Source organism: Amycolatopsis oliviviridis (genome assembly GCF_014654365.1).
Lineage (GTDB): Bacteria > Actinomycetota > Actinomycetes > Mycobacteriales > Pseudonocardiaceae > Amycolatopsis > Amycolatopsis oliviviridis.
The window spans coordinates 476073-495947 of record NZ_BNAY01000005.1; the positions used below are offsets into that span (position 1 = coordinate 476073).

The window sequence follows — 19875 nt, forward strand, 5'->3', positions numbered from 1 at the left end:
ACGCCCGTCAGGAAGTCGGCTTGAGGTCCCCGGGGTAGAGGAACTCGGGCGCCGGCTTGGTGTTGCCGTAGAACCACGCGTCGAAGAAGCCCTGGAGGTTCTTGTGCGCGACGCGCTCGGCGAACTTCTGGAACTCCGGCAGGCTCGCGTTACCGTCGCGGTGCAGGGCGGGCCACGTCTTCAGGATGCGATCGAACGGCGCCGCGCCGATGTAGTTCTTCAGCGCGTGCAGCGCCGTCGGGCCCTTCGAGTACACGTAGGTGAACTCGTTGCCGGGGCCCATGTCGTAGAGCTTCCCGGCCCAGAACCGGTCCGTCGCCTTCTGCACGGAGTTCAGGTAGCGCGCCTTCAGGTCCTGGCCCGACTTCGCCTCGGACCACATCCACTCCGCGTACGAGGCGAAGCATTCGTTGAGGCAGACGTCCTTCCACTTGTCGACGGCGACCGAGTCGCCCCACCACTGGTGGGCGTTCTCGTGCACGATCGTCGGGACGTTGCCCGCCGCGCCCGAGTAGATCGGCCTGCTCAGCGTCTCCAGCGAGAACCCGATCGGCTCGGCGAGGAAGATGCCGCCCGCCGCGTCCACCGGGTACCGCCCGAACTTCGACGCCAGGAAGTCGATGATCTCCGGCAGCCGCGCCTCGGCCTGCTTGGTCGAGGCGGGGGTTCCGGGGGCGTAGGCGTTGACGACCGGGGTGCCGTCGGACAGCTTCGTCCGCTCGAACTCCCATTTGTCGATCGCGACCGTCGTCATGTACGGCACGGCGGGAGTCTCTTCGGCCCAGGAGTACGTGGTGTTCTTGCCGTTCTTGACCTGACCGCGCTCGACGCCGTTCGAGATCACGCTCCATTCGGAGGGAACGGTGATCGCGAGGTGGAAGGTCGCCTTGTCGCGCGGGGTGTCGTTGACCGGGTACCAGGTCGTCGCGGACTTCGGCTCGCCCGCGGCGAAAGCGCCGCCGGATTTCGCGTACTGCCAGCCGTTCGCGCCCAGCGCCGGATCCTGGATCGGCTGCGGGACGCCGTGGTAGGCGACCTCGGCGGTGAACCGCTCGTGGTTCCGCAGCGGGCGGGCCGGGGTGATCACCAGCTCGTGGTCGCCGGTCCGGGTGAAGGTCGCCTTCCGCCCGTTGACCTTGACCGAGTCGACGGTGAGCCCGTGCAGGTCGAGGTTGAACGAGCTCAGCGACTGCGTGGTCCGGCCGGTGATCGTCTGCAGGCCGGTGAGCTGCTTGGTGGCGGGCTCGTAGCCGACTTTCAGGTTGTAGTCGGCGACGTCGTAACCGCCGTTGCCGTCCTGCGGGTAGTAGCTGTCCCCGGCGCCGTCCGCGCCGGGTTTGCCGGTGTCGGCGAGGGCGGTCCCGCCGCCGAGGACACTCGCGGCCAGGACGGCGGCGACGACCGCCGCGCTCCGGTACCTCATTCACGCTCCCAGTCGATCGGCTGTCATTCGGCCCCGAACCTAACGCCGTGACCTCGGCCGTCCGCCCGGAAAGCTCCTTCGTGCCCGGATAATCCCCACTTCCGTCGCCTGGACGGGGTACGGGAACCCGGCGGCGAACCTCGGGACACGCGGCCTGGCCGGGATATCGAGTGGCGCCTTCTGGAAAGCTGGGGGCGTGCGTGTGACGCTGCTGGGCCCGGTCGGTGCGGAGGCCGGTGACGGCACCCCGGTCGACATCGGCGGTGTCCGCCTCCGCATGCTCCTGGCCAGGCTCGCGCTGGAGCCCGGCCGCGCCGTCCCCGCGCCGGCCCTCATCGACGGTCTGTGGGGCGCGGAACCGCCCGCCGACGCCGCGAACGCGCTGCAATCCCTGGTCTCGCGGTTGCGCAAGGTCCTGCGTGCCGACGACGTCGCCCTCGACTCGGGGCCGGGCGGCTACCGGCTGGACGTCGCCCGCGAGGACGTCGACGCGTGCCGCTTCGAGCGCCTCGCCGCCGAGGGCCGCGCGGAACTCGCGGCAGGCAGGGACGCCGGTGCGGCCGCGATCCTCGCCGAGGCGCTCGGCCTCTGGCGTGGTCAAGCGCTGTCCGACGTCCTCGACGCCCCTTTCGCGCAGGCACCCGCGACCCGCCTGGAGGATCTGCGGCTCGAAGCCGCCGAAGACCGTTTCGAGGCCGAGATCCGGCTCGGCGGGCACGACCGGGTCCTGGCCGATCTCAAGGAGGCGGCCGCGCGGAACCCGCTGCGCGAGCGGCTCGCCGGGCTGTGGATCCGGGCGTTGTGCGCGGCGGACCGGCAGTCCGACGCCCTCGCCTTCTACGAAGAGGTCCGGACGGCGCTGGCCGACGAGCTGGGCGTCGACCCTTCTGCCGAACTCCAGGAGATCCACGTCGCCGCGCTGCGCGGCGAACTCGGCCCGCCACCCGCGGCCGCCGATCACCTCCCGGTGCGGCTGACCAGTTTCGTCGGCCGTGACGACGAGCTGAAGCTGGTCGCCGAACTCCTCGCGGGCGCGCGGCTGGTGACGCTCGTCGGGCCCGGCGGCGCCGGGAAGACACGCCTGGCCACCGAGGTCGCGACGCGGCATCCGGCGCATACGCGCGGACGCGTCTGGTTCGTGCCGCTCGCCGGTGTCCGCGACCCGGGAGACCTGCCCGGCGCGGTCTTCGCCGCGCTGGAACTGTGGGACCTCGGTCTCGCGCACAGCGGTGACCCGATGCGGCGGCCGGTGGAGGCGCTGGTCCGGGTCGTGGAAACGCTCGGTGCCGGGGAATCGGTACTGGTGCTGGACAACTGCGAGCATCTGGTCGACGCGGCCGCGGAGCTGGCGAACACCCTGTTGCGCCGCGTGCCGACGCTGCGGATCCTCGCGACGAGCCGTGAAGCGCTGGCCATCGACGGCGAGACGCTGTGCCCGCTCGGCCCGCTGGCCGTCCCGGAAGGGACGCCGACCGTCCCGCAGGCCGCCGAGGCGGGCGCGATCCGGCTGTTCGTCGACAGGGCGGCCGCCGTGCGGCCGGACTTCGTGCTCGACGAGTCCACTGTGGACGACGTCGCGCAGATCTGCCGTCGGCTGGACGGGATGCCGCTGGCGCTGGAGCTGGCCGCCGCGCGGCTGAGGTCGATGACCGTCGCGCAGATCTCGCGGCGCCTCGACGACCGCTTCCGCCTGCTGACCTCCGGCAGCCGGACGGCTTTGCCGAGGCAGCGCACGCTGCGCGCGGTCGTCGAGTGGAGCTGGGACCTGCTCGACGACGCCGAACGCGTGCTCGCGAGGCGGCTTTCGGTCTTCGGGGCCGGTGCCGAGGTCGAAGCGGTCGAAAGCGTCTGTGCCGGGGACGGGCTGGCCGCCGAAGACGTCATGTACGTCCTCGGCTCGCTCGTCGAGAAGTCCATTGTGGACGCGATAGCCGGCGATCAGGGCGAGCCGCGTTACCGCATGCTGGAGACGATCCGGGCGTACGGAGCGGAGCGTCTCGACGAGGCCGAAGAACGGGAACAGCTGACGAAGGCGTATCACCGCTACTACGCCGAGCTCGCCGAGCGGCTGGAGCCGTTGCTGCGGACCAGGGACCAGCTCACCGCCATTTCGCGCTACGACGCCGAGCACGGCAACATCGTGACGGCCCTCCGTCAGGCCATCGACGCCGACGACGTCGAAATGGCGACGCACCTGTTCGGCAGCGCTTTCTGGTACTGGCTGATCAAAGGGGACAGCAACCGGGTCGAGTCGTTCGTCGCCGAAGTGCTCGCTTTCGGCGATCGTCTCGACGAGGACTTCGCGGCCGCGTTCCGGGCGATGCGCGAGATCACCACGATGGTTCCCGGCGTCGGCGATCCGGAAGCCGTGCGAATCCTCATCGACGAATGCGTGCGGACGAACGCGCACATCCGGTTCGCCGGGCTGGCCATCGGCCTGCCCATGCTGGCCTTCTTCAGTCAGGACAAGGACCTCGCGCGCCGCGAAGTGAAGAGGGCGCTGTCGAGCCAGGACCCGTGGGCCAGGGCGGCGGGATCGTGGGCGCACAGCTTCGTCCTCACCGACGACGGCGACCCCGACGGCGCGGAACAGGCCAGGGACTGCGCCTACGAAGGATTCTCGGCCCTGGGTGATCGGTGGGGCATCGCGATGGCGGTGGGCATGAAGGCGAGCGACATCTCGATGTCGGGCGATCACGAGGCCGCTCTCGCGCTGTACCGGCAAGGCCTCGCCCTCGCCCTCGAACTGGGCTCGCAGGACGACGTGATCCAGCAGCGCTGGCGGCTCGCGACGGAGTACGCGCGGGCCGGTGACCTGGACACGGCGATGCGCGAGATACTCGACGCCGAGCGCTACGCGGCCGAAACGGGTAATACCCAGCTCTCGGTGATGGTGCTGGTGGGCAAGGCCGATCTGCTCTGTCGTGCCGGACGCTTGGACGAGGCACGCGAGGTCGCCGCCCGATTCCGGGAAAAGATGGCTACGGTCGCGTCGCCGGGCGTGTTCGGCGAGGAGTTCGGGGGGTACATCGACACCGAGGTCGCGCTGGCCGCCGGGGATCTGGACGCGGCCGGCCGCGGGGCCGCGGTCGTCGTGAAGTCCACCGCGGACCGCGGCGACATCGCCGACCTCGGGCGGATCGTCGAGGTCTGTGGACTGATCCGGTTCCGGCAGGGACGACCTGAGCTCGCGGTTCGCCTGCTCGGAGCGGCGAAGCTCCTGCGCGGCAGGCTGGATCTCGGTGAGCCCGGTATCCGGGACCTGATCGACAGCCTCCGCGCGCACTTCGGCGAGGAGCGCTACGAAGCGTTGCTCGTCCAGGACGCCGCGCTCACCCGCGCCGGTCTGATGTCCTGGATTCTCCAGGAAGTGACCGGGTGAAGAAGGGCTCCTCGCCTCGGCTGAGGCAAGGAGCCCTTCACGCGCGTTCCCCCTGACCCCCGTCAGACGCGCTTCCGGTAAGCCCACGTGGCGAGCGGGAAGAAGACCGCGATCGCGGCCGCCATCCAGATCAGCGAGCCGGTCAGCGGTCCGGCGATGGCGCCGCCGTTCATCAACCCGCGCAGCACGTCGGACATCTGCGTAACCGGGCTGATGTCGGCCCACGCCTTCAGCCAGCCGGGCATGGTGCCGGTCGGGACGAAGACGTTGCTGCCGAAGGTCAGCGGCATGAGCACCACGAACATCAGGCCCTGCACCGCGCCGGGGCTCTTCACCAGCATCCCGACGAACACCGAGGCCCAGCAGAACGACAGGGCGAACGCGATCGCCAGCACGACGGCCAGGACGAACTCCGCCGGACCGGTCTGGATCCGGTAACCCATGATCGTCGCGACGATCATCAGCACGGTGATGCACACCAGGTAGCGCACGATGTCGGCCAGCACGGCGCCGATCAGCGGCGCGGACCGCGCGATCGGCATCGCGCGGAACCGGTCGAACACGCCCTTGGTGACGTCGGTGTTCAGCTGGACGCCGACGGTCATGCTGGCCTGCAGGATGTTGAACACCATGATGCCGGGCACGATCATCTGGAGGTAACCCTCGGTGCTGCCCATGATCGCGCCACCGAACAGGTAGACGAACATGACCAGGAAGATGATCGGCGCGATGGTGACGTCGGCGAGCTGCTCCGGGTTCTTGCGGATCTTGAGAATCCCGCGCCAGGCGAGGGAGAACCCGTGCCTGGCACTGCCGGCCAGTGAAACGCGCCGTGGTGGTGCGGGTGCGGCGATGGTCGTCATACCAGGCTCCCTTCCGGAGTCGTGTCCTTTGTGGACTCATCGGTCTTCTTGCCGGTCAGAGCGAGGAACACCTCGTCGAGACTGGGCAGCCGCAGCGCCAGCTCGTCCGCGGTGATCCCGGCTTCGTCCAGCTTGCGGACCAAGGTGGACAGCAGGACCGGGTCCGCCACCGGCGCGGTGAGCAGCCCGGTGTCGTCGTCCCGGTTCGGCCGGGCCCCGGTGAGGCTTGTCAGGATGCGCTCGACGGCGTCGAGATCGGCGAGCGCGGTCGGCCGGACCTGCAGCGTCTGGCCGCCGGTCCGCCGCTTGAGCTCGTCGGCCCGCCCGTTCGCCACGACGTGCCCGTGGTCGAACACGGTGATCGTGTCGGCCAGCTGGTCGGCCTCCTCCAGATACTGCGTGGTGAGCAGCACCGTGGTGCCGTCCGCGACCAGCGTCCGGACCACGGCCCAGACCTCGTTGCGGGCGTGCGGGTCGAGGCCGGTGGTCGGCTCGTCCAGGTACAGCACCTTGGGACGGCCGACGAGGCTCGCGGCGAGGTCGAGCCGCCGCCGCATGCCGCCCGAGTAGGTCTTGATCGCGCGTCCGGCGGCGTCGGTCAGCTCGAACCGCTCCAGCAGATCGGCCGCGCGCTTCTTCGCGTCCGCCCTGGAGAACTCCAGCAGCCTGCCGATCAGGACCAGGTTCTCCGTACCGGAGAGGTCCTCGTCGACCGACGCGTACTGCCCGGTCAGCCCGATCATGCCGCGGACGGCCATCGGGTTCTTGACGACGTCGTACCCGAAGACGCTCGCGTGGCCGCGGTCCGGCCGGATCAAGGTGGCCAGGATCCGGACGGCGGTCGTCTTCCCCGCGCCGTTCGGCCCCAGCACCCCGACCACCTTGCCCGCCGGGACCTCCAGATCGACCCCGTCGAGCGCCTTCGTCTCCCCATAGTGTTTGACCAGGCCCTCGGCCCTGATCGCGTGAGTCATCGATTCCTCCTGTGGTCTCGCCCCGCGGACAAAGGTGCACCCCGTGCCTGACAGACCGCGCACAGCGCGCTGGCAGCGGCTGGCAGAACCTGATACGCGCTGGTAGACGCGGTGTGAGGAGGTTGTGAAGGTCTTGTGGAGAGCGCCGTCACGGCGCTCATGATCGGCATACTCGACGTCATGGTGATCGAAGAGCGGCCGGTCCGGCCGGTGGTGGCGCGCCGGGGTGCCGGGCGGAAGCTGGTCAGCGGGCTGCTCGTCGCGGCGGTCGTGCCGTTCGCGGTGCTGACGGCGATGCGGCTGGTGGGGTACGACGGCAACACGTACACGATCGCCGCGCTCGCGCTGACGCCGTACGCGGGGATCGCGACCCTGGTGCTCGGCGTCCTCGCGCTGGGCCTGCGCCGCTGGTGGACCGCGGCCGTCGCACTGGTGCTGACCTGCACGGTCGCCGCGCTCGTGCTGCCCCGCGCGTTCGCCAACGAGCAGAAGGCGCTCGGCGGCAAGCATGTCCGCGTGCTCGCGTCGAACATGCTCGGCGGGCAGGCTGATCCGGCCAGGATCGTCGGCTACGTGAAGGAACACCAGGTCGACGTCCTGAGCCTGACCGAGATGACGCCCGAGGCGATCGCCGCGCTCGACCGGGCCGGGCTGTTCCAGCTCCTGCCGTACCACGTGCTGCACCCGGCGGAATGGGCGTCGGGCTCCGGGCTGGTGTCGAAGTACCCGCTCACGCCGCTGAAGCTCAGCGGCGACTCGGATCGGAAACAGCCGAGCGCGAGCGTCGACCTCGGCGACGGCGTCCGGATCGAGGTCGTCGCGGTCCATCCGGCGGCGCCGATGTGGGACAGGCACGTGTGGGTCGACGAGGCCAAGGACCTGCCCTACGCCGACGCCGAGCACGACATCCGGATCCTGGCGGGCGACTTCAACGCGAGCCTCGACCACTCGCTCTTCCGTGAGCTGCTGACCAGGGGATACGTGGACGCCGCCGATCAGCTGGGGAAGGCGCTGCAGGGCACCTGGACGAACGGGATGGTGCCGCCGGTGCCGATCGACCACGTGCTGGCGGACAAGCGGACGGCGATCGCGGACTTCAAGGTGCTGGAGACGCCCGGCAGCGATCACGACGCGGTGTACGCGGAAATCGTCCTGCCCTGAACCGTCGTTCCGAGCGTGTCGTCCGTCCGATCACGCGAGTTCGCCGCCTGATCACGCCACTCACGAGGCGAGCAAGGAGTCCAGGGCCTTGAGCGTTGCGAGGCCGTCGCTCGCGAGCGAGACGCCGCGTCCGTGCCGGATCCGCGGCTCGCGCGGGTTGATCCGGACCAGCGCGCCGGTCGCGGCGCTGGCCAGCTCCGAGTAGCGCCGCACCGTCGGCACGGCCTGCCCGGCGCCGAGTTCCACCACCACGAGGTCGCGATACGCGCGGCGCCACGCGGTCAGCTCGTCGAGCTGGGCCTGGCTGCGCTGCCCGAGCCAGTCGTAGTCGCCGAACATCAGGATGTTGGGCCGGGCGAGGCCGCCGCAGCGCGGGCACGACGGCAGCGGCGCGAGGGCGCGCATCGTGTCCTCGTCGATCGGGACCTCGACGTCGCCGGCGGGCCAGATCTCGCCGGTGCACCGGTCGAGGCACTGGAGATGGTGGATGGACCCGTGCGCTTCGGCGACGTGCGGATACCCCGCCTTCTGGAACTGTCCGTCCACATTGGACGTGAATGCCCGGACGCCGCCGGGTTTGCGGGCTCCCCAGGACAGCAGGAGACGGAACCCTTCGTGCGGGACGGTCGCGCGGTACAGCGCGAGCCGGTGTCCGTAGAAACCCCAGGCGAGCTCGGGATCTTCGGCGAAATGCCGCGGATCGGCGAGCTCGACGAAGCTGATGCCCAGCCGCTCGTACGGCGGATACGCCTTCCAGAAACCCTCGTCACCCCGGAAATCGGGCAGGCCGGAGTCGACGCCCATCCCGGCGCCGGCGCAGACGAGCAGCGCGCCGGCGCCGTCGATCAGTTCCGCGGCTCGTTCGAGCTCACTCACCCGGCTTCGAAGCCTGGACGACCTCGAATTCCAGCAGGTTCGCGCCACTGGAGACCGGCTTCGCGCGCTCACCCGCGTGCGCCTCGCGCGCCGGACCGGACGCCCACGCCTGATAGGCCTCTTCGGACTCCCACTTCGTGTAGACGAAGTAGCGGCTTTCACCGGAGACCGGGCGGAGCAGTTCGAAGCCGAGGAAGCCGGGCTGGTTGTCGACGGCGTGCAGCCGCGCGGCGAACCGCTTCTCCAGCTCGGGGCCTGCGCCTTCGGGGACCTCGATCGCGTTGATCTTCACGACAGCCATGCCGTCCACCCTACGGTGAAACTCTTTTGCGCCGCGATGTGATGCGTGGGACCTTCCAGGAGATGGCTGACACGAAGATCCTCATCTCCGGCGCGAGCGTCGCCGGCCCGGCGCTGGCCTTCTGGCTCACCCGGTACGGCTTCGAAGTGACCGTCGTGGAGCGCGCGCCTTCGCTGCGCCCCGGCGGCCAGGCCGTCGACCTGCGCGGAACGGCCAGGGAGGTCGTCCGCCGGATGGGGCTGGACGAACGTGTCCGCGAGGCGTGCACGGACACGAAGGGCGAGACCCTCGTCGACCGGAAGAACCGCGCGAAGGCCACCATCCGCGCCGACGACTTCGACGGCGACGGCGTCGTCGCCGAGATCGAGATCCTCCGCGGCGACCTGACCGAGGTGCTGTACGAGGCGACCAGGGAGCGGACGGAGTACGTCTTCGGCGACCGGATCACCGCGCTGGACGAGCGGGCCGACGGCGTCGACGTCACCTTCGCGAGCGGGTCGCGGAGGACGTTCGACCTGGTCATCGGGGCGGACGGGCTGCACTCGGGAGTGCGCGCGCTGGCGTTCGGCGACGAGTCCCGCTACGTCCGGCACCTGGGCTCGTACCTGGCGTTCTTCACCGTGCCGAACCGGCTCGGCCTGCGGAACTGGGCGATCGGCTTCGACGACGTCGGCCGGTCCGCCGGGATTCGCGGAATCCGTGACGGCGACGAGGCGATGGCCTATTTCGGGTTCGCTTCGGAGAAGGTCGACTACGACTATCGCGACGTCGAAGCGCAGAAAGAGCTGGTGCGGGGCTTCGCCGCCGGGATGGAGTGGGAGGCGCCCTGGCTGCTGGAACGGCTGGCCGACGCCCCCGACTTCTATTTCGACTCGTGCGCGCAGGTGATCATGGAGTCGTGGTCGCGCGGCCGGATCGGGTTGCTGGGCGACGCGGCTTTCTGTCCTTCGCCGCTTTCGGGGCAGGGGACGAGCCTGGCGTTCGTCGGCGCGTACGTCCTCGCCGGGGAACTCGCGGCCGGTCTCGACACGGGGCTCAAGCGGTACGAAGCGGTCATGCGTGAGTTCGTCGAGAAGACCCAGGAGATGGGGCGGGAGAACGCGGAGTCGATCTTCGCGAAGTCGCGGGCGGCGTTGCGGACGCGGTACCTGATGCTGCGCCTGATGCGGCTGAAGCCGGTCGCCGCGCTGGCGTCGCGGAAGATGCGGGACGTGGTGAACGGCATCGACCTGCCGGACTACCCCGCCCCACCCCGCATCTAGAGGACGAAACGCGGCGGTCCGGGTCTCGCCACCCGCAGCATCCAGAGGACGAAATGCGACGGGTACCCCGCATCCAGAGGACGAAATGCGGCAATCTCGGTAGCCCTTTCCGCGCGCTCACCCTCGCGCCGTCGCGGAAGGGGTGAAGGTCGAGTTTCCTCGGCTCAGCCGCGTGAAGGAGGCCTTCACGCGCTTTGGTGGTGGCGCGTGTGGTCACTGAGGCGCTTGTGGCGGTCGGGTGTTCCGTGAAGGCCTCCTTCACTACCTTGAGGGTAGGCAAGTAGGCCTTCACGGACAGCCCAGCTCGCCTCCAAGCGCATTTAGAGGACGAAATGCGATGGTCGCGGCCCCGGACCGGCCTGTCGCCCCCGCGTTTCGTCCTCTGAGTGCGCCGGTCTCAGCCGCGGAGGGTGCCCGGCAGGAGTTCGGCGTCCGGCGGGATCGTCGTGCCGTGGAACCACGCGTCGAAGAACGGCCGCAGGTCCTGCTCCGAGAGCTTGATCGTGAACGCCTCGAAATCCGCCCAGGACACGTTGCCGTTCCGATGCGCCGCCGGCCATTCCTTCAGCAGCCGCGCGAACGCGCCTTCGCCGATCTTCCGCCGCAGTGCGTGGATCGCCAGGATCCCCTTGTCGTAGACGCCGTGGAATTCCTTCCCGGCCCCCATGTCGACCAGTTTCGGCGTCCAGAAGTCTGGGCTGCCCCGCATGATTTCGAGCGCGGCGCGATAGCGGTCGTCCAGGTTCTCGTTGTCCCGCGACTCCTGCCACAGCCATTGCGCGTACGACGCGAGACATTCGTTGAGGCAGATGTCGGACCACGAATTCAGCGTCACCGAATCGCCGAACCACTGGTGTGCGGTTTCGTGCACGACGGTGATCAGCTCGGCCCATTTCGCGTACGTCGGCCTGGTCTGGGTCTCCAGTGAGAAGTGGATGTCCTCGTCGAGGTAGATCCCGCCCGCCGCGTCCACCGGGTACGGGCCGAACTTCGAGCTCAGGAAGCCGATGATCTCCGGCAGCCGCCTGCCGGTGTCGCGCCGGTCCTCCGCGCCCGGCGCGTACGCGTTGACCAGCGGCGTTCCGTCCGGGAGCGCCATCCGGTCGACGGTGAACTTGTCGATCGCCACCGTGGTCAGGTACGGCGCCACGGGCGTGCGCTCCTGCCAGGACGTCGTGGACCAGCCGTTCGCCGAGGTCTTCTGGATCTCGCGTCCGTTCGAGATGACGGTCCAGCCGTCCGGCACGCGGGCGGTGAGGGTGAACATCGCCTTGTCGCGCGGGGTTTCGTTGACGGGATACCAGAACGACGCCGAATGCGGCTCGCCGACGACGAACGCGCCGCCGTCCTTCGATTTCTGCCAGCCGTTCTCGCTGCCGCCTGCCTTGGGCGTCGTGGACGGGTCGCCGCCGTAGACGACCTTCGTGTGGAACGTGCTCCCGTTCCGGATCGGCTCGGCGGGCGTCACCACCAGCTCGAAGTCGCTCTCGCGGGCGAACTTGGCCGGCTTCCCCTCCACTTCGACGGATTGGACGGTCAAGCCGCGTAAGTCCAAGTTGTACCGATCGAGGTCCTGGGTCGCTTTCGCGATCACCGTGGTGTCGCCGTCGAGACGCCCTTTCGCGGGGTCGTAAGTGATCCCGACCTGGTATTCGACGGCGTCGTAGCCGCCGTTTCCGTCCATCGGGTAGTACGGGTCGCCCGCGCCCGAAGCCCCCGGCGCCGGACGCATCGGCGGCAGTGGAGGGGGCGCCGCCGGAGGAGGATCGGCACTGCAACCGATAATCAGGGCGCAGACGACCCCCAGGACCAGACCGGCGGCGGGGACACGGCTGCGCATGGAGGGGAGCTTAGTGGTGATTCAGCGCGACGGGTTGATCACTTTCGGCGGTGATGGACCGCCGATCGTCCTCCTGCACGGGTTGATGGGCAGGGCGACGACGTGGTGGCGGGTCGCGCGAAGGCTCGAACCGTACGGGCGTGTCCACGGCCTCGACGCGCGCGGTCACGGCCGCGGGCCACGCGGCGGACCTTGGCGCACCGAACGGTTCGCCGACGACGTCGCCGCGGTGCTGCGGACGTTCGGCGAACCCGCCGTCTTGATCGGACATTCCATGGGCGGCCTGCACGCGTGGGTCACCGCGGCCACGCATCCCGAACTCGTCCGCGCCGTGGTCTGCGAGGATTTCGCGCCGGATCAGCGCGGCCGGACCGTGGACGCCTGGCGCGGCTACTTCGAGTCCTGGCCGGTCCCGTTCCGGTCCTTGGCCCATGTGCGCGAATTCTTCGGCGAAACCGGCGACTATTTCCTCGAATGCGTCGAGGAACGGGAAGACGGTTATCACCTGATCGCGTCGCTGCCCGATCTGTACGAGATCGCGGCGGAATGGGGGCGGCGGGATTTCTGGGAGTTCGTCGAACGCGTCGAATGCCCGCTGCTCGCGATCGAAGGCGAGCGGACGGCGATGCCGCACGGCCAGCAGGCCGAACTGGCCGCGCGCGTGCCCGGCGGCCTCGGACGGCACATCGTCGTCCAAGGCGCCGGGCACGTGGTGCACGACGAAGCTCCGGAAACCTACCTAGGCGCCGTCGACGCGTTTCTCTCCGACGTCCTGGGTCAGCGCTTGGCGAGCTGAGCGTCGATCCAGGCGCGCAGCTTCGCCTCGCCCGGGTAGCCGATGTTCCGCGAGGACGGCAGTTCGGCCGCGTTGCGGACACCGACCAGCGTCGGGAGGTAGCGGATGTTGTACTTGCTGGACAGGTCCCGGCTCTGGTCGACGTCGACCTCGCCGAGCAGGAACTTGCCGCCGTACTCGCCGGCGAGCCGTTCGATCACCGGTTTCATCTGACGGCACGGCGGGCACCAGGTCGCGCCGAAGTCCATGATGACCAGCTTCTGCTTCGAGATGTTCATGACTTCGGCGTAGTTGCCCGAGGTCACCGTCATCACGTTCTCGGCCGCCGGTGACGGTGCGGCGGACGCCGCGCCGTTGCCGAAACCGGTGATGAGCGCCAGCACACCGGCCAGCACGCAGACGAACCTTTTGGTCTTGGACAAGACGATCTCCTTCGCGGGGAAGTCCACTCAGGACGAAGACCCGGTCGGCAATCCGTTCGCGACCCAGTCTTCGATTCCTTCGCGGTACTTGCGGACGTTCTCGTAGCCGAGCTCCAGCAGCCGCCGTCCGACGAATTCACTGTTGCGGCACGGCGTGTTCGCGCAATAGACGACGATCTCGGCGGTCTTGTCCGGAAGCACCGTCGGTGCCAGGTGATCGGTGAATTCGGCGGCCTGTTCGTACGGGAACCCCGGAATGTTGAGCGCTTCCGGCAGATGTTCCTTTTCGAAATAGGCGACCGGCATCGTGTCGACCACGACCACCGTTCCGGCCTCCATTCGGGAGAGCAGTTCCGTACGAGTGATCAACGGCAGCATGATGCCCCTTCTCAGACGACCTCGATTGACGATTCCCATCGTCGGCCGTTTCCGGGACACGCTCTAGTGCCGCCCCCGCATGCCGAAGGGTTATCCAGCCGCCAGCCTGCCGTGGCGGTGCAGCCAGGCGCGGTACGGCGCCGTCTGTTCGGCGAGCCGCCAGTAGCCCGCCGTCGCCTCGCCGGCGAGTTCTTCGACCCTGGGCGCGCACGGGCCGTCCGCCCGCCAGGCGAGCACGTGCCGCACGCACATCGGCGCGCCTGACAGCGGCCGGATGGACAGGCCGTCCGACGGCGGCCGGGTCGGCTGGACCAGGCCGACGCCGTGCCCGCCGCTGACCAGGTCCTCCCGCGCGGTGTCGATGTCGACGTCGTGGGTGATCCGGGGGTCGAAACCGTGCGCGAGACACATTTCGCGGAACACCACCCGGCAGCCGTCGCCGCCGCTCGACACGATCCAGTCCTCCCCGGCCAGTTCGGCGAGTTCGATCTCTTCCGCCTCGGCGAGCGGATGTTCCGCGGGAACCGCGACGAACGACGGTTCCTCGACCAGGGTCAGGGTCCGCACCTCCGGCGGCACCGGGAGGCCGCGCCCGCCGCAGATCATGATCAGCGCGAGGTCGATGCCCCGGTTCGCGACCTGGGCGAGCAGTCGTGTGCGTGAAGTGTCGGCGCGGGTGCGAAACGGTTCCCCGGGTCTCAGGTCGCGCAGCCCGGCGAGCAGCGAACCCGTGATGGCGCTGTCGTTCCAGCCGATCCTGATCGATTCGCCGACCTCGGGCTCCTGCCGGTGGAAGTCGTGCTCCAGTTCGTCGAAGGTGAGCACGATCGCCTTGGCCCGCCGCAGGATCAGGGCGCCGAGTTCGGTGGGCCGCACCCCGTGCTGGTCGCGATGGAACAGGGAACCACCGACCATCCGCTCGATCCGGCGCAACTGGTGGCTGAGCGCGGGCTGCCCGAGCCCCAGCCCGGCGGCGGCACGGTTGAGGCTTCCGGAGGCAGCGATCTCACAAATCACGCGAAGATGCCGAACCTGAATCTCCATGACTTCGTATACCGCGCTCCGCGCGTGTCCGGCACCTCCGAAGGTCGCGCCGATTTCACCGTTGTCGCGTGCATACGAAAAATTCTCAAATTCCTATAACGCGATGACAACCACAGTCGGCAATAGCAGGGGTCACTCAGCGTGGCTACCGTCGGTCGACGCCTCTTCTCCCCGCATATCGCTAATCAGGAGCCGTCTTGCTACGACCACTGCCGCTCACGGAGCATTGCGCCGACCCGCTGGCGCGAGCCGAGCACGTCTGCATCGGTATCAGCCCGTTCAACAGCTATTTCACGGTGGAACGGATCGCCGATCTCGCCCGCTGGGCCATGTCCGCTTTCCAAGGCTTTCATTTCTTCGTCCCGGACGGGCCGTCCGCTTTCACCATGGAGGCCCTCGGCTACGACCCGGCACGCGCCGCGCAGAAGGCGCAGCGTCAGGGCAACTACACGCGCAACAAGATAGTCCGGGCGTTGCAGCAGGTCTGCCCTTCGGATCCGAACACGCTGATCCTCGACGCCGCGGTGCTCGAAACCGATCCCGCGTATCTCGGCCTGCTTTCCGAGGCACACCAACGCTTCGCCCTGGACCCGGAGTTCGCCGAGCAGTGCCTCGGAGCCACGAACTGGGTGCTGGACCGGCGGCTGCCCGAAGGCGAACACCCCACCCGTGACCAGCTGCGCAGCGCGGTCCGGTACTTCCTGGCCGAGTTGCCGATGTTCGTCGGCACCGTCGCCGTGGCGGGTGTCAGCAGCTCCGTGTTCGCCTATCACCAGCGGGTCGCGTTCCTCGAACGGCTCTACCGCGGTGAACTCTCGTGGCGGCCGCTGCCGGGACAGGGCTTCGTCGTCCTCGAACAGGCCATCCCGGAACAGGCCGTCCCGGAACGGGTGGAGTGATCGTGGAACACGACGACTTCTCCTTGCGCCGGGTACCCGCCGAACGCCGCTATTCCTGGGTTTCCGTCGCGCTGCAACGGTTCGGGCAGGTGTCCTCGTTCCACCAGTTCCTGCTCGGCGCCGTCCTCGGCTTCGGCATGACCTTCTGGGACGCGGTACTGGCCATCACGATCGGTTCGGTACTGCTGGAGATCATCACCATCCTGATGGGTGTCGCCGGTACCCGGGAAGGCCTGTCGACGTCGGTGCTCGCGCGCTGGACCGGGTTCGGCACCGGCGGGTCTTCGCTGGTCGGGCTCCTCATGACGCTGAGCCTGGCCGGCTGGTTCGGGGTGCAGAACGACGTGTTCGCCCACGGCCTCCACGCCCTGATGGGCGGCCCGCCGGTGTGGGTGTGGGCGCTCGCTGGTGGCGCGCTGGTCACCGCGATCGTCGTGTTCGGTTTCCACGCGATGGCCTGGACGGCGTACGTCACGGTGCCCGCCTTCCTCGCGCTGGCGGGATACTCGATCATCGACGCGCTGAAAGGCCATTCGCTTTCCGTGTTGACGGCCGAACCGCCGCCGGGACCGTCGATGTCGCTGGCGCAGGGCACCACGCTGGTGGCAGGCGCGTTCATCATGGGCGCGATCATGACCCCGGACATGACGCGGTTCAACCGCACCGCGGCCGACGTGGTGAAGCAGACCCTGGTCAGCGTCACCCTCGGCCAGTACCTGATCGGCCTGATCGGCGTGCTGCTCGCGCACGCGGCGAAAAGCGCCGACGTGGTCGGGATCATCACGTCGTCGTCCGGGGTGCTCGGCACGCTGATCCTGGTCACCGCGATCCTGAAGATCAACGACTGGAACCTCTACTCGTCCTCGCTCGGGCTGGTGAACACCGTGCAGGTGCTGCTGTCCCGGCGGCTGGACCGCACCACCGCGACCCTGCTGCTCGGCGGTCTCGGCACGGTGCTCTCCGCGATCGGCATCCTCGATCACTTCACCACCTTCCTGACCTGGGTCGGGGTGCTCACACCGCCGGTGGCGGGGGTAGTGATCGCCGAGTACTACGTCGTGCGGCGCTGGAAACCGGACTTGGAGAGCACGCGAGCGTCCGGGGAATTGCCGTCGAATTGCCCGACCTGGGTTCCCAGTGCGCTGATCTGCTGGGCCGCCGGTGCCGCGGTGGGGATCTGGCTGCCGTGGGGAATCGCCACGGTGAACTCCGTTTTCGGTGCTTTCCTGCTGTATATTCTTCTCGGCAGACGGACCACGGCCGCGGCGGTTCCCGCGGTGATGACTTCTTCCGACGGGTCGAAAACCCGTTCGTGACAAAGGAGTTCGACGTCGTACAGCTGGATGTCCACCACCTGCGGGTGATCCGGGCGATCGCGGACACGGGGAGCCTTTCCCGTGCCGCGATCGCTCTCGGCGTCACCCAGCCCGCGGTGTCCGCACAACTCAAACGGCTGGAGAACATGCTGGGCTACCAGTTGTTCGACCGGAGCGAGGGCAGTGCGAAACCGACGCCGATGGGCGAATTGTTGCTGCGCCGGACCGCCGCTTTGCTGCCACAGCTGGACAAACTGCTCGAAGACATCGAGCAGCGCGTCTGCCCCAGCGGCCCGCCCGACGTCGTCCGCGTGGCGGCGGTCGCCAGTGCGCTTGTCGGGCATCTCCCCGAGCTGGTGACCCGGATCTGGCCGGAGATCTCCGAAGTGCAGGTCGTGCACGACGACCATCCCGAGCGGCTGCTGCCGCTGCTCGCCCAGCGGCGCGCGGAAGTGGGGCTGGTCAAGGACTATCCGGGCTACGAACTCGAAGTCCCCGCCACCGTGGACACCGCGGTGGTGGCGACCGAGCCGACGTTCGTCCTGCTGCCGGAAGCCCATCCGCTGGCGAGCCGGGAAAGCATCGACCTGCGTGAGCTGCGGGACGAATCGTGGGTGATGGTGTCCGATTCCTCGGCGGCCACGTTCACCAAGTACTTCGCCGACACCTGCGCGCGGCACGGCTTCAGCCCGACGGTCACCCATCAGGTGACTTCGCAGCAGGTGGCGTTGCTGGTGGTCCGGGCGGGCGCGATCGGCCTGTCGCAGCCGATCTGCCATCCGGTGAACGCCGGTATCGTGACCCGGCCGCTGAGCGGTGATGTGTTGCCGCGCAGGCATATTCTCGCCTGGAACCGGGAGACGTTCGTGGCGGGACGGCGGGAGGAGCTGATCTCGGCCGTCGTCGAGGCGTACTGGGCCGAGGCGAGGACGGCGCCGGTCTACGCCGCGTACCTGGACAGAACTCGTGAGCGGTAAGGACGGTTCCTTTGGGGGTAAGGCAAAGGTGTCGGTTCGGTACAGGTGGTCGTGAGTGGTAAGTGTCGTTAGAACGACACTTACCACTCACGACCACCTGGACCGAGGCCCCAGCCGCCGCCCTTCGCCTGGACGTTGTTAAAGCCACGTTCGCAACGTTGAAGGTTGCGAAGGTGGCTTTCACAACGCCCCCGTACCGGGGCCGTGTGCCTGTGGAAGGTGATGGCCTTCACGGACTTGCCGCCCGACCCGGCACCTTCGGATTTCGGCTCTGTAGCCGCATTCGCCACTCGCGAGCATTCCGGCCGACAACTCACTCGCGCGTCCGCCGGCGCCGCGACACCCGTTCCCGACACCGTGGCAAGCTGAAACCCACGCCACAGTCGAGGCCCGCCCGGACAGCGGATGATCGGGTCACGCCGTCCGGGCGGGGGTTCTCAGCGCGATGGTCGCGAAGGTCCGGGGTAGAGGAGCGCGTCCGGCGGCCGGACGGTGCCGTCCAGCCAGGCGGCGTTGAATTCGCCGAGATCGCGCTGCGTCATCGCGGAGACGTAGAGCTCGAAGTCGTGCCAGTTCTGGTTCCCCTGCGGGTTGATCGCCGGGAAGCCCGCCATGATCTGGAAGAACGCGTCGTCGCCGATCAGCCGCCGCAGCGCGTGCGTCATCAGCACCGCCTTGGTGGTGGGCGCGAATTCGGCGCCCTTGCCCGGATCGGTGAGCTTGGGCGCCCAGAAGGTCGCGTCGTTACCCACCTTGGTCACCATGTCGCGGTACCGGCGGTCCAGGTCGACGCCGTTCTTCGCCTCGTCCCACAGCCACACCGCGTACTGCGCGACGGACTCCGTCATCAGCGTGTCGCGCCACATCTTGCCGGTCACTCCGGCGCCCCACCACTGGTACGCGGTGGCGTACACCAGATCGGCGATGGTCGCCGTGCGGCCGTACACCGGCCGGGTCTGGGCGCCGTGCGTGTAGCCGAGGGAGCGGTCGAGGAACAGTCCGCCCGCCGCCGACTGCGGGTAGTCGCCGAACTTCCCGGTGAGGAACTCCAGCACCTCGGGCAGCTTCCCGCCGATCTTCCGCTTGTCGACGGCGCACGGGTGATAGGCGTTGATCGCGGTCCGGCCACCGGGAAGAGTGATCCGCTCGACGTCCCAGCGCCCGATGCCGAGCATCGCCGTACTCGGCGCGAGGGCGGTCTCCTCCGACCAGGTGACGGTGTGCCGCCCGGCGCCCGCCGGCCCATCGGAGACTTGGAAACCGTTGCCCATCACGGAGAACTCGTTCGGGACGGTGACGGAGACGCGCAGGGTCGCCTTGTCGACTTCGGTGCCGTTGACGGGGAACCAGGTCATCGCCGATCGCGGCTGGCCGGTGGCCACGGCGGAATCGCCGTAAGCGGCCAGCCAGCCGACCCGGCCCCGCGCCGTGGTGAGCGGCTCCGGCCGCCCGTCGTAACCGACCACCACGGTGAACCGCTGACCCGCGGCCAACGGGGTCTTCGGGGTGATCACCAGCTCGTGTTCGCCCGTCCGCCGGAACGTCGCGGCCACGCCGTCGACGGAGACCGAGCGCACGGTGAGACCGCGCAGGTCGAGGTCGAACCGGCTCAGGTCCTGGGTGGCCGTCGCGGTGATCGTCGCCTTGCCGCTCAACAGCATCGAGTACGGCGAGTAGTCCAGCGCGAGCGAGTACTTGTCGACGTCGTAGCCGCCGTTGCCGTCCTTGGGGTAGTAAGGATCGGGGCCGAGGACGGTGCCGTCGGGCGAGACGTGCACGTACCCGTCGCTGCCGGGTGCCGGCTGTGCCGCCGCCGGGGCCTGGCAAGTGCCGATCATCGTGGTGGCGAGCAACGCGGTGCACAGTGGCTCCTGCCACCGAATCCGCACGGTCATGAACGGGCCTTCTCTCTAGGGGGGAGGGTGCCCGGCCATCGTGCGTATGACCGCGTCGCGCGCGGC

At 68.8% G+C, this 19875-nt stretch carries 17 protein-coding genes; 7 read left to right on the forward strand and 10 right to left on the reverse strand.

The features are described from left to right. Nucleotides 1-7 precede the first annotated feature (7 nt). Nucleotides 8-1423: a M1 family metallopeptidase gene (locus IE302_RS23965; protein WP_191256710.1), complete on the reverse strand. Its 1416-nt coding sequence runs from the start codon at nt 1421-1423 to the stop codon at nt 8-10. 196 nt (nt 1424-1619) lie between these two features. Between IE302_RS23965 and IE302_RS23970 the strand changes: the two genes are divergently transcribed. Continuing rightward, nucleotides 1620-4805, forward strand: coding sequence for an AfsR/SARP family transcriptional regulator (locus tag IE302_RS23970; RefSeq protein ID WP_191256711.1), 3186 nt, complete (start codon nt 1620-1622; stop codon nt 4803-4805). A gap of 62 nt (nt 4806-4867) precedes the next feature. Here IE302_RS23970 and IE302_RS23975 read toward each other — a convergent pair whose 3' ends face one another. Both IE302_RS23975 and IE302_RS23980 read right to left on the reverse strand, forming a co-directional pair. Further along, a complete protein-coding gene (locus IE302_RS23975; RefSeq protein ID WP_093935416.1) occupies nt 4868-5668 on the reverse strand; it encodes an ABC transporter permease in 801 nt (266 codons plus the stop codon). After that, nucleotides 5665-6642, reverse strand: a complete 978-nt coding sequence (locus tag IE302_RS23980; RefSeq protein WP_191256712.1) for an ATP-binding cassette domain-containing protein — start codon at nt 6640-6642, stop codon at nt 5665-5667. Before IE302_RS23980 ends, IE302_RS23975 begins: the two co-directional genes overlap by 4 nt. Nucleotides 6643-6777: 135 nt before the next feature. On the opposite strand from IE302_RS23980, the gene IE302_RS23985 reads away from it, so the two are divergent. Then, nucleotides 6778-7803 carry an endonuclease/exonuclease/phosphatase family protein gene (locus tag IE302_RS23985; protein ID WP_191256713.1) on the forward strand — a complete coding sequence of 342 codons (1026 nt, stop codon included), beginning with the start codon at nt 6778-6780 and terminating at the stop codon, nt 7801-7803. Between the two features lie 60 nt (nt 7804-7863). Here IE302_RS23985 and IE302_RS23990 read toward each other — a convergent pair whose 3' ends face one another. Both IE302_RS23990 and IE302_RS23995 read right to left on the reverse strand, forming a co-directional pair. Continuing rightward, entirely contained in the window at nt 7864-8679 is an 816-nt protein-coding gene (locus IE302_RS23990) for an SIR2 family NAD-dependent protein deacylase (protein ID WP_191256714.1), read from the reverse strand. After that, complete coding sequence (locus tag IE302_RS23995; protein WP_005165349.1) at nt 8672-8980, reverse strand: antibiotic biosynthesis monooxygenase family protein; 309 nt, start codon at nt 8978-8980, stop codon at nt 8672-8674. The genes IE302_RS23990 and IE302_RS23995 overlap by 8 nt, the downstream gene beginning before the upstream one ends. 62 nt (nt 8981-9042) lie before the next feature. Here IE302_RS23995 and IE302_RS24000 point away from each other — a divergent pair, with 62 nt between their 5' ends. Then, on the forward strand, nt 9043-10242 hold the full coding sequence (locus IE302_RS24000; protein ID WP_229907913.1) for an FAD-dependent monooxygenase: 1200 nt from the start codon (nt 9043-9045) through the stop codon (nt 10240-10242). 397 nt (nt 10243-10639) lie between these two features. Here the strand turns inward: IE302_RS24000 and IE302_RS24005 are convergent, their stop codons facing one another. Next, nucleotides 10640-12082, reverse strand: coding sequence for a M1 family metallopeptidase (locus IE302_RS24005; RefSeq protein WP_229907914.1), 1443 nt, complete (start codon nt 12080-12082; stop codon nt 10640-10642). Here IE302_RS24005 and IE302_RS24010 point away from each other — a divergent pair. Then, entirely contained in the window at nt 12081-12878 is a 798-nt protein-coding gene (locus IE302_RS24010) for an alpha/beta fold hydrolase (RefSeq protein ID WP_191256716.1), read from the forward strand. The genes IE302_RS24005 and IE302_RS24010 overlap by 2 nt on opposite strands. Here the strand turns inward: IE302_RS24010 and IE302_RS24015 are convergent. From IE302_RS24015 to IE302_RS24025, 3 genes are all read right to left on the reverse strand, one after another. Next, nucleotides 12860-13300 (reverse strand): thioredoxin family protein, encoded by a 441-nt coding sequence (locus IE302_RS24015; RefSeq protein WP_191256717.1) that lies wholly within the window; start codon nt 13298-13300, stop codon nt 12860-12862. The two genes, IE302_RS24010 and IE302_RS24015, sit on opposite strands and share 19 nt — an antisense overlap. 27 nt (nt 13301-13327) lie before the next feature. Next, nucleotides 13328-13678 carry a rhodanese-like domain-containing protein gene (locus IE302_RS24020; protein ID WP_191256718.1) on the reverse strand — a complete coding sequence of 117 codons (351 nt, stop codon included), beginning with the start codon at nt 13676-13678 and terminating at the stop codon, nt 13328-13330. 90 nt (nt 13679-13768) lie between these two features. Further along, nucleotides 13769-14695, reverse strand: a complete 927-nt coding sequence (locus IE302_RS24025) for a LysR family transcriptional regulator (protein ID WP_229907915.1) — start codon at nt 14693-14695, stop codon at nt 13769-13771. Between the two features lie 224 nt (nt 14696-14919). Between IE302_RS24025 and IE302_RS24030 the strand changes: the two genes are divergently transcribed. From IE302_RS24030 to IE302_RS24040, 3 genes are read left to right on the forward strand one after another with little or no spacing between them, the layout of a single operon-like run. Further along, nucleotides 14920-15621, forward strand: coding sequence for a tRNA-dependent cyclodipeptide synthase (locus IE302_RS24030; protein ID WP_191256720.1), 702 nt, complete (start codon nt 14920-14922; stop codon nt 15619-15621). Nucleotides 15622-15623: 2 nt separating this feature from the next. Further along, nucleotides 15624-16937, forward strand: a complete 1314-nt coding sequence (locus IE302_RS24035; RefSeq protein ID WP_191256721.1) for a purine-cytosine permease family protein — start codon at nt 15624-15626, stop codon at nt 16935-16937. Beyond that, nucleotides 16934-17914, forward strand: a complete 981-nt coding sequence (locus IE302_RS24040; RefSeq protein WP_191256722.1) for a LysR family transcriptional regulator — start codon at nt 16934-16936, stop codon at nt 17912-17914. Before IE302_RS24035 ends, IE302_RS24040 begins: the two co-directional genes overlap by 4 nt. A gap of 437 nt (nt 17915-18351) precedes the next feature. Here the strand turns inward: IE302_RS24040 and IE302_RS24045 are convergent, their stop codons facing one another. After that, complete coding sequence (locus IE302_RS24045) at nt 18352-19809, reverse strand: M1 family metallopeptidase (protein ID WP_191256723.1); 1458 nt, start codon at nt 19807-19809, stop codon at nt 18352-18354. Nucleotides 19810-19875: the final 66 nt, after the last annotated feature.

Coding starts and splice junctions, on each gene's coding strand:
- IE302_RS23995 (WP_005165349.1), bottom strand. CDS start 8,980: ATGGCTGTCGTGAAGATCAACGCGATCGAGGTCCCCGAAGGCGCAGGC.
- IE302_RS24005 (WP_229907914.1), bottom strand. CDS start 12,082: ATGCGCAGCCGTGTCCCCGCCGCCGGTCTGGTCCTGGGGGTCGTCTGC.
- IE302_RS24000 (WP_229907913.1), top strand. CDS start 9,043: ATGGCTGACACGAAGATCCTCATCTCCGGCGCGAGCGTCGCCGGCCCG.
- IE302_RS23965 (WP_191256710.1), bottom strand. CDS start 1,423: ATGAGGTACCGGAGCGCGGCGGTCGTCGCCGCCGTCCTGGCCGCGAGT.
- IE302_RS24010 (WP_191256716.1), top strand. CDS start 12,081: ATGGAGGGGAGCTTAGTGGTGATTCAGCGCGACGGGTTGATCACTTTC.
- IE302_RS24045 (WP_191256723.1), bottom strand. CDS start 19,809: ATGACCGTGCGGATTCGGTGGCAGGAGCCACTGTGCACCGCGTTGCTC.
- IE302_RS23980 (WP_191256712.1), bottom strand. CDS start 6,642: ATGACTCACGCGATCAGGGCCGAGGGCCTGGTCAAACACTATGGGGAG.
- IE302_RS23975 (WP_093935416.1), bottom strand. CDS start 5,668: ATGACGACCATCGCCGCACCCGCACCACCACGGCGCGTTTCACTGGCC.
- IE302_RS24020 (WP_191256718.1), bottom strand. CDS start 13,678: ATGCTGCCGTTGATCACTCGTACGGAACTGCTCTCCCGAATGGAGGCC.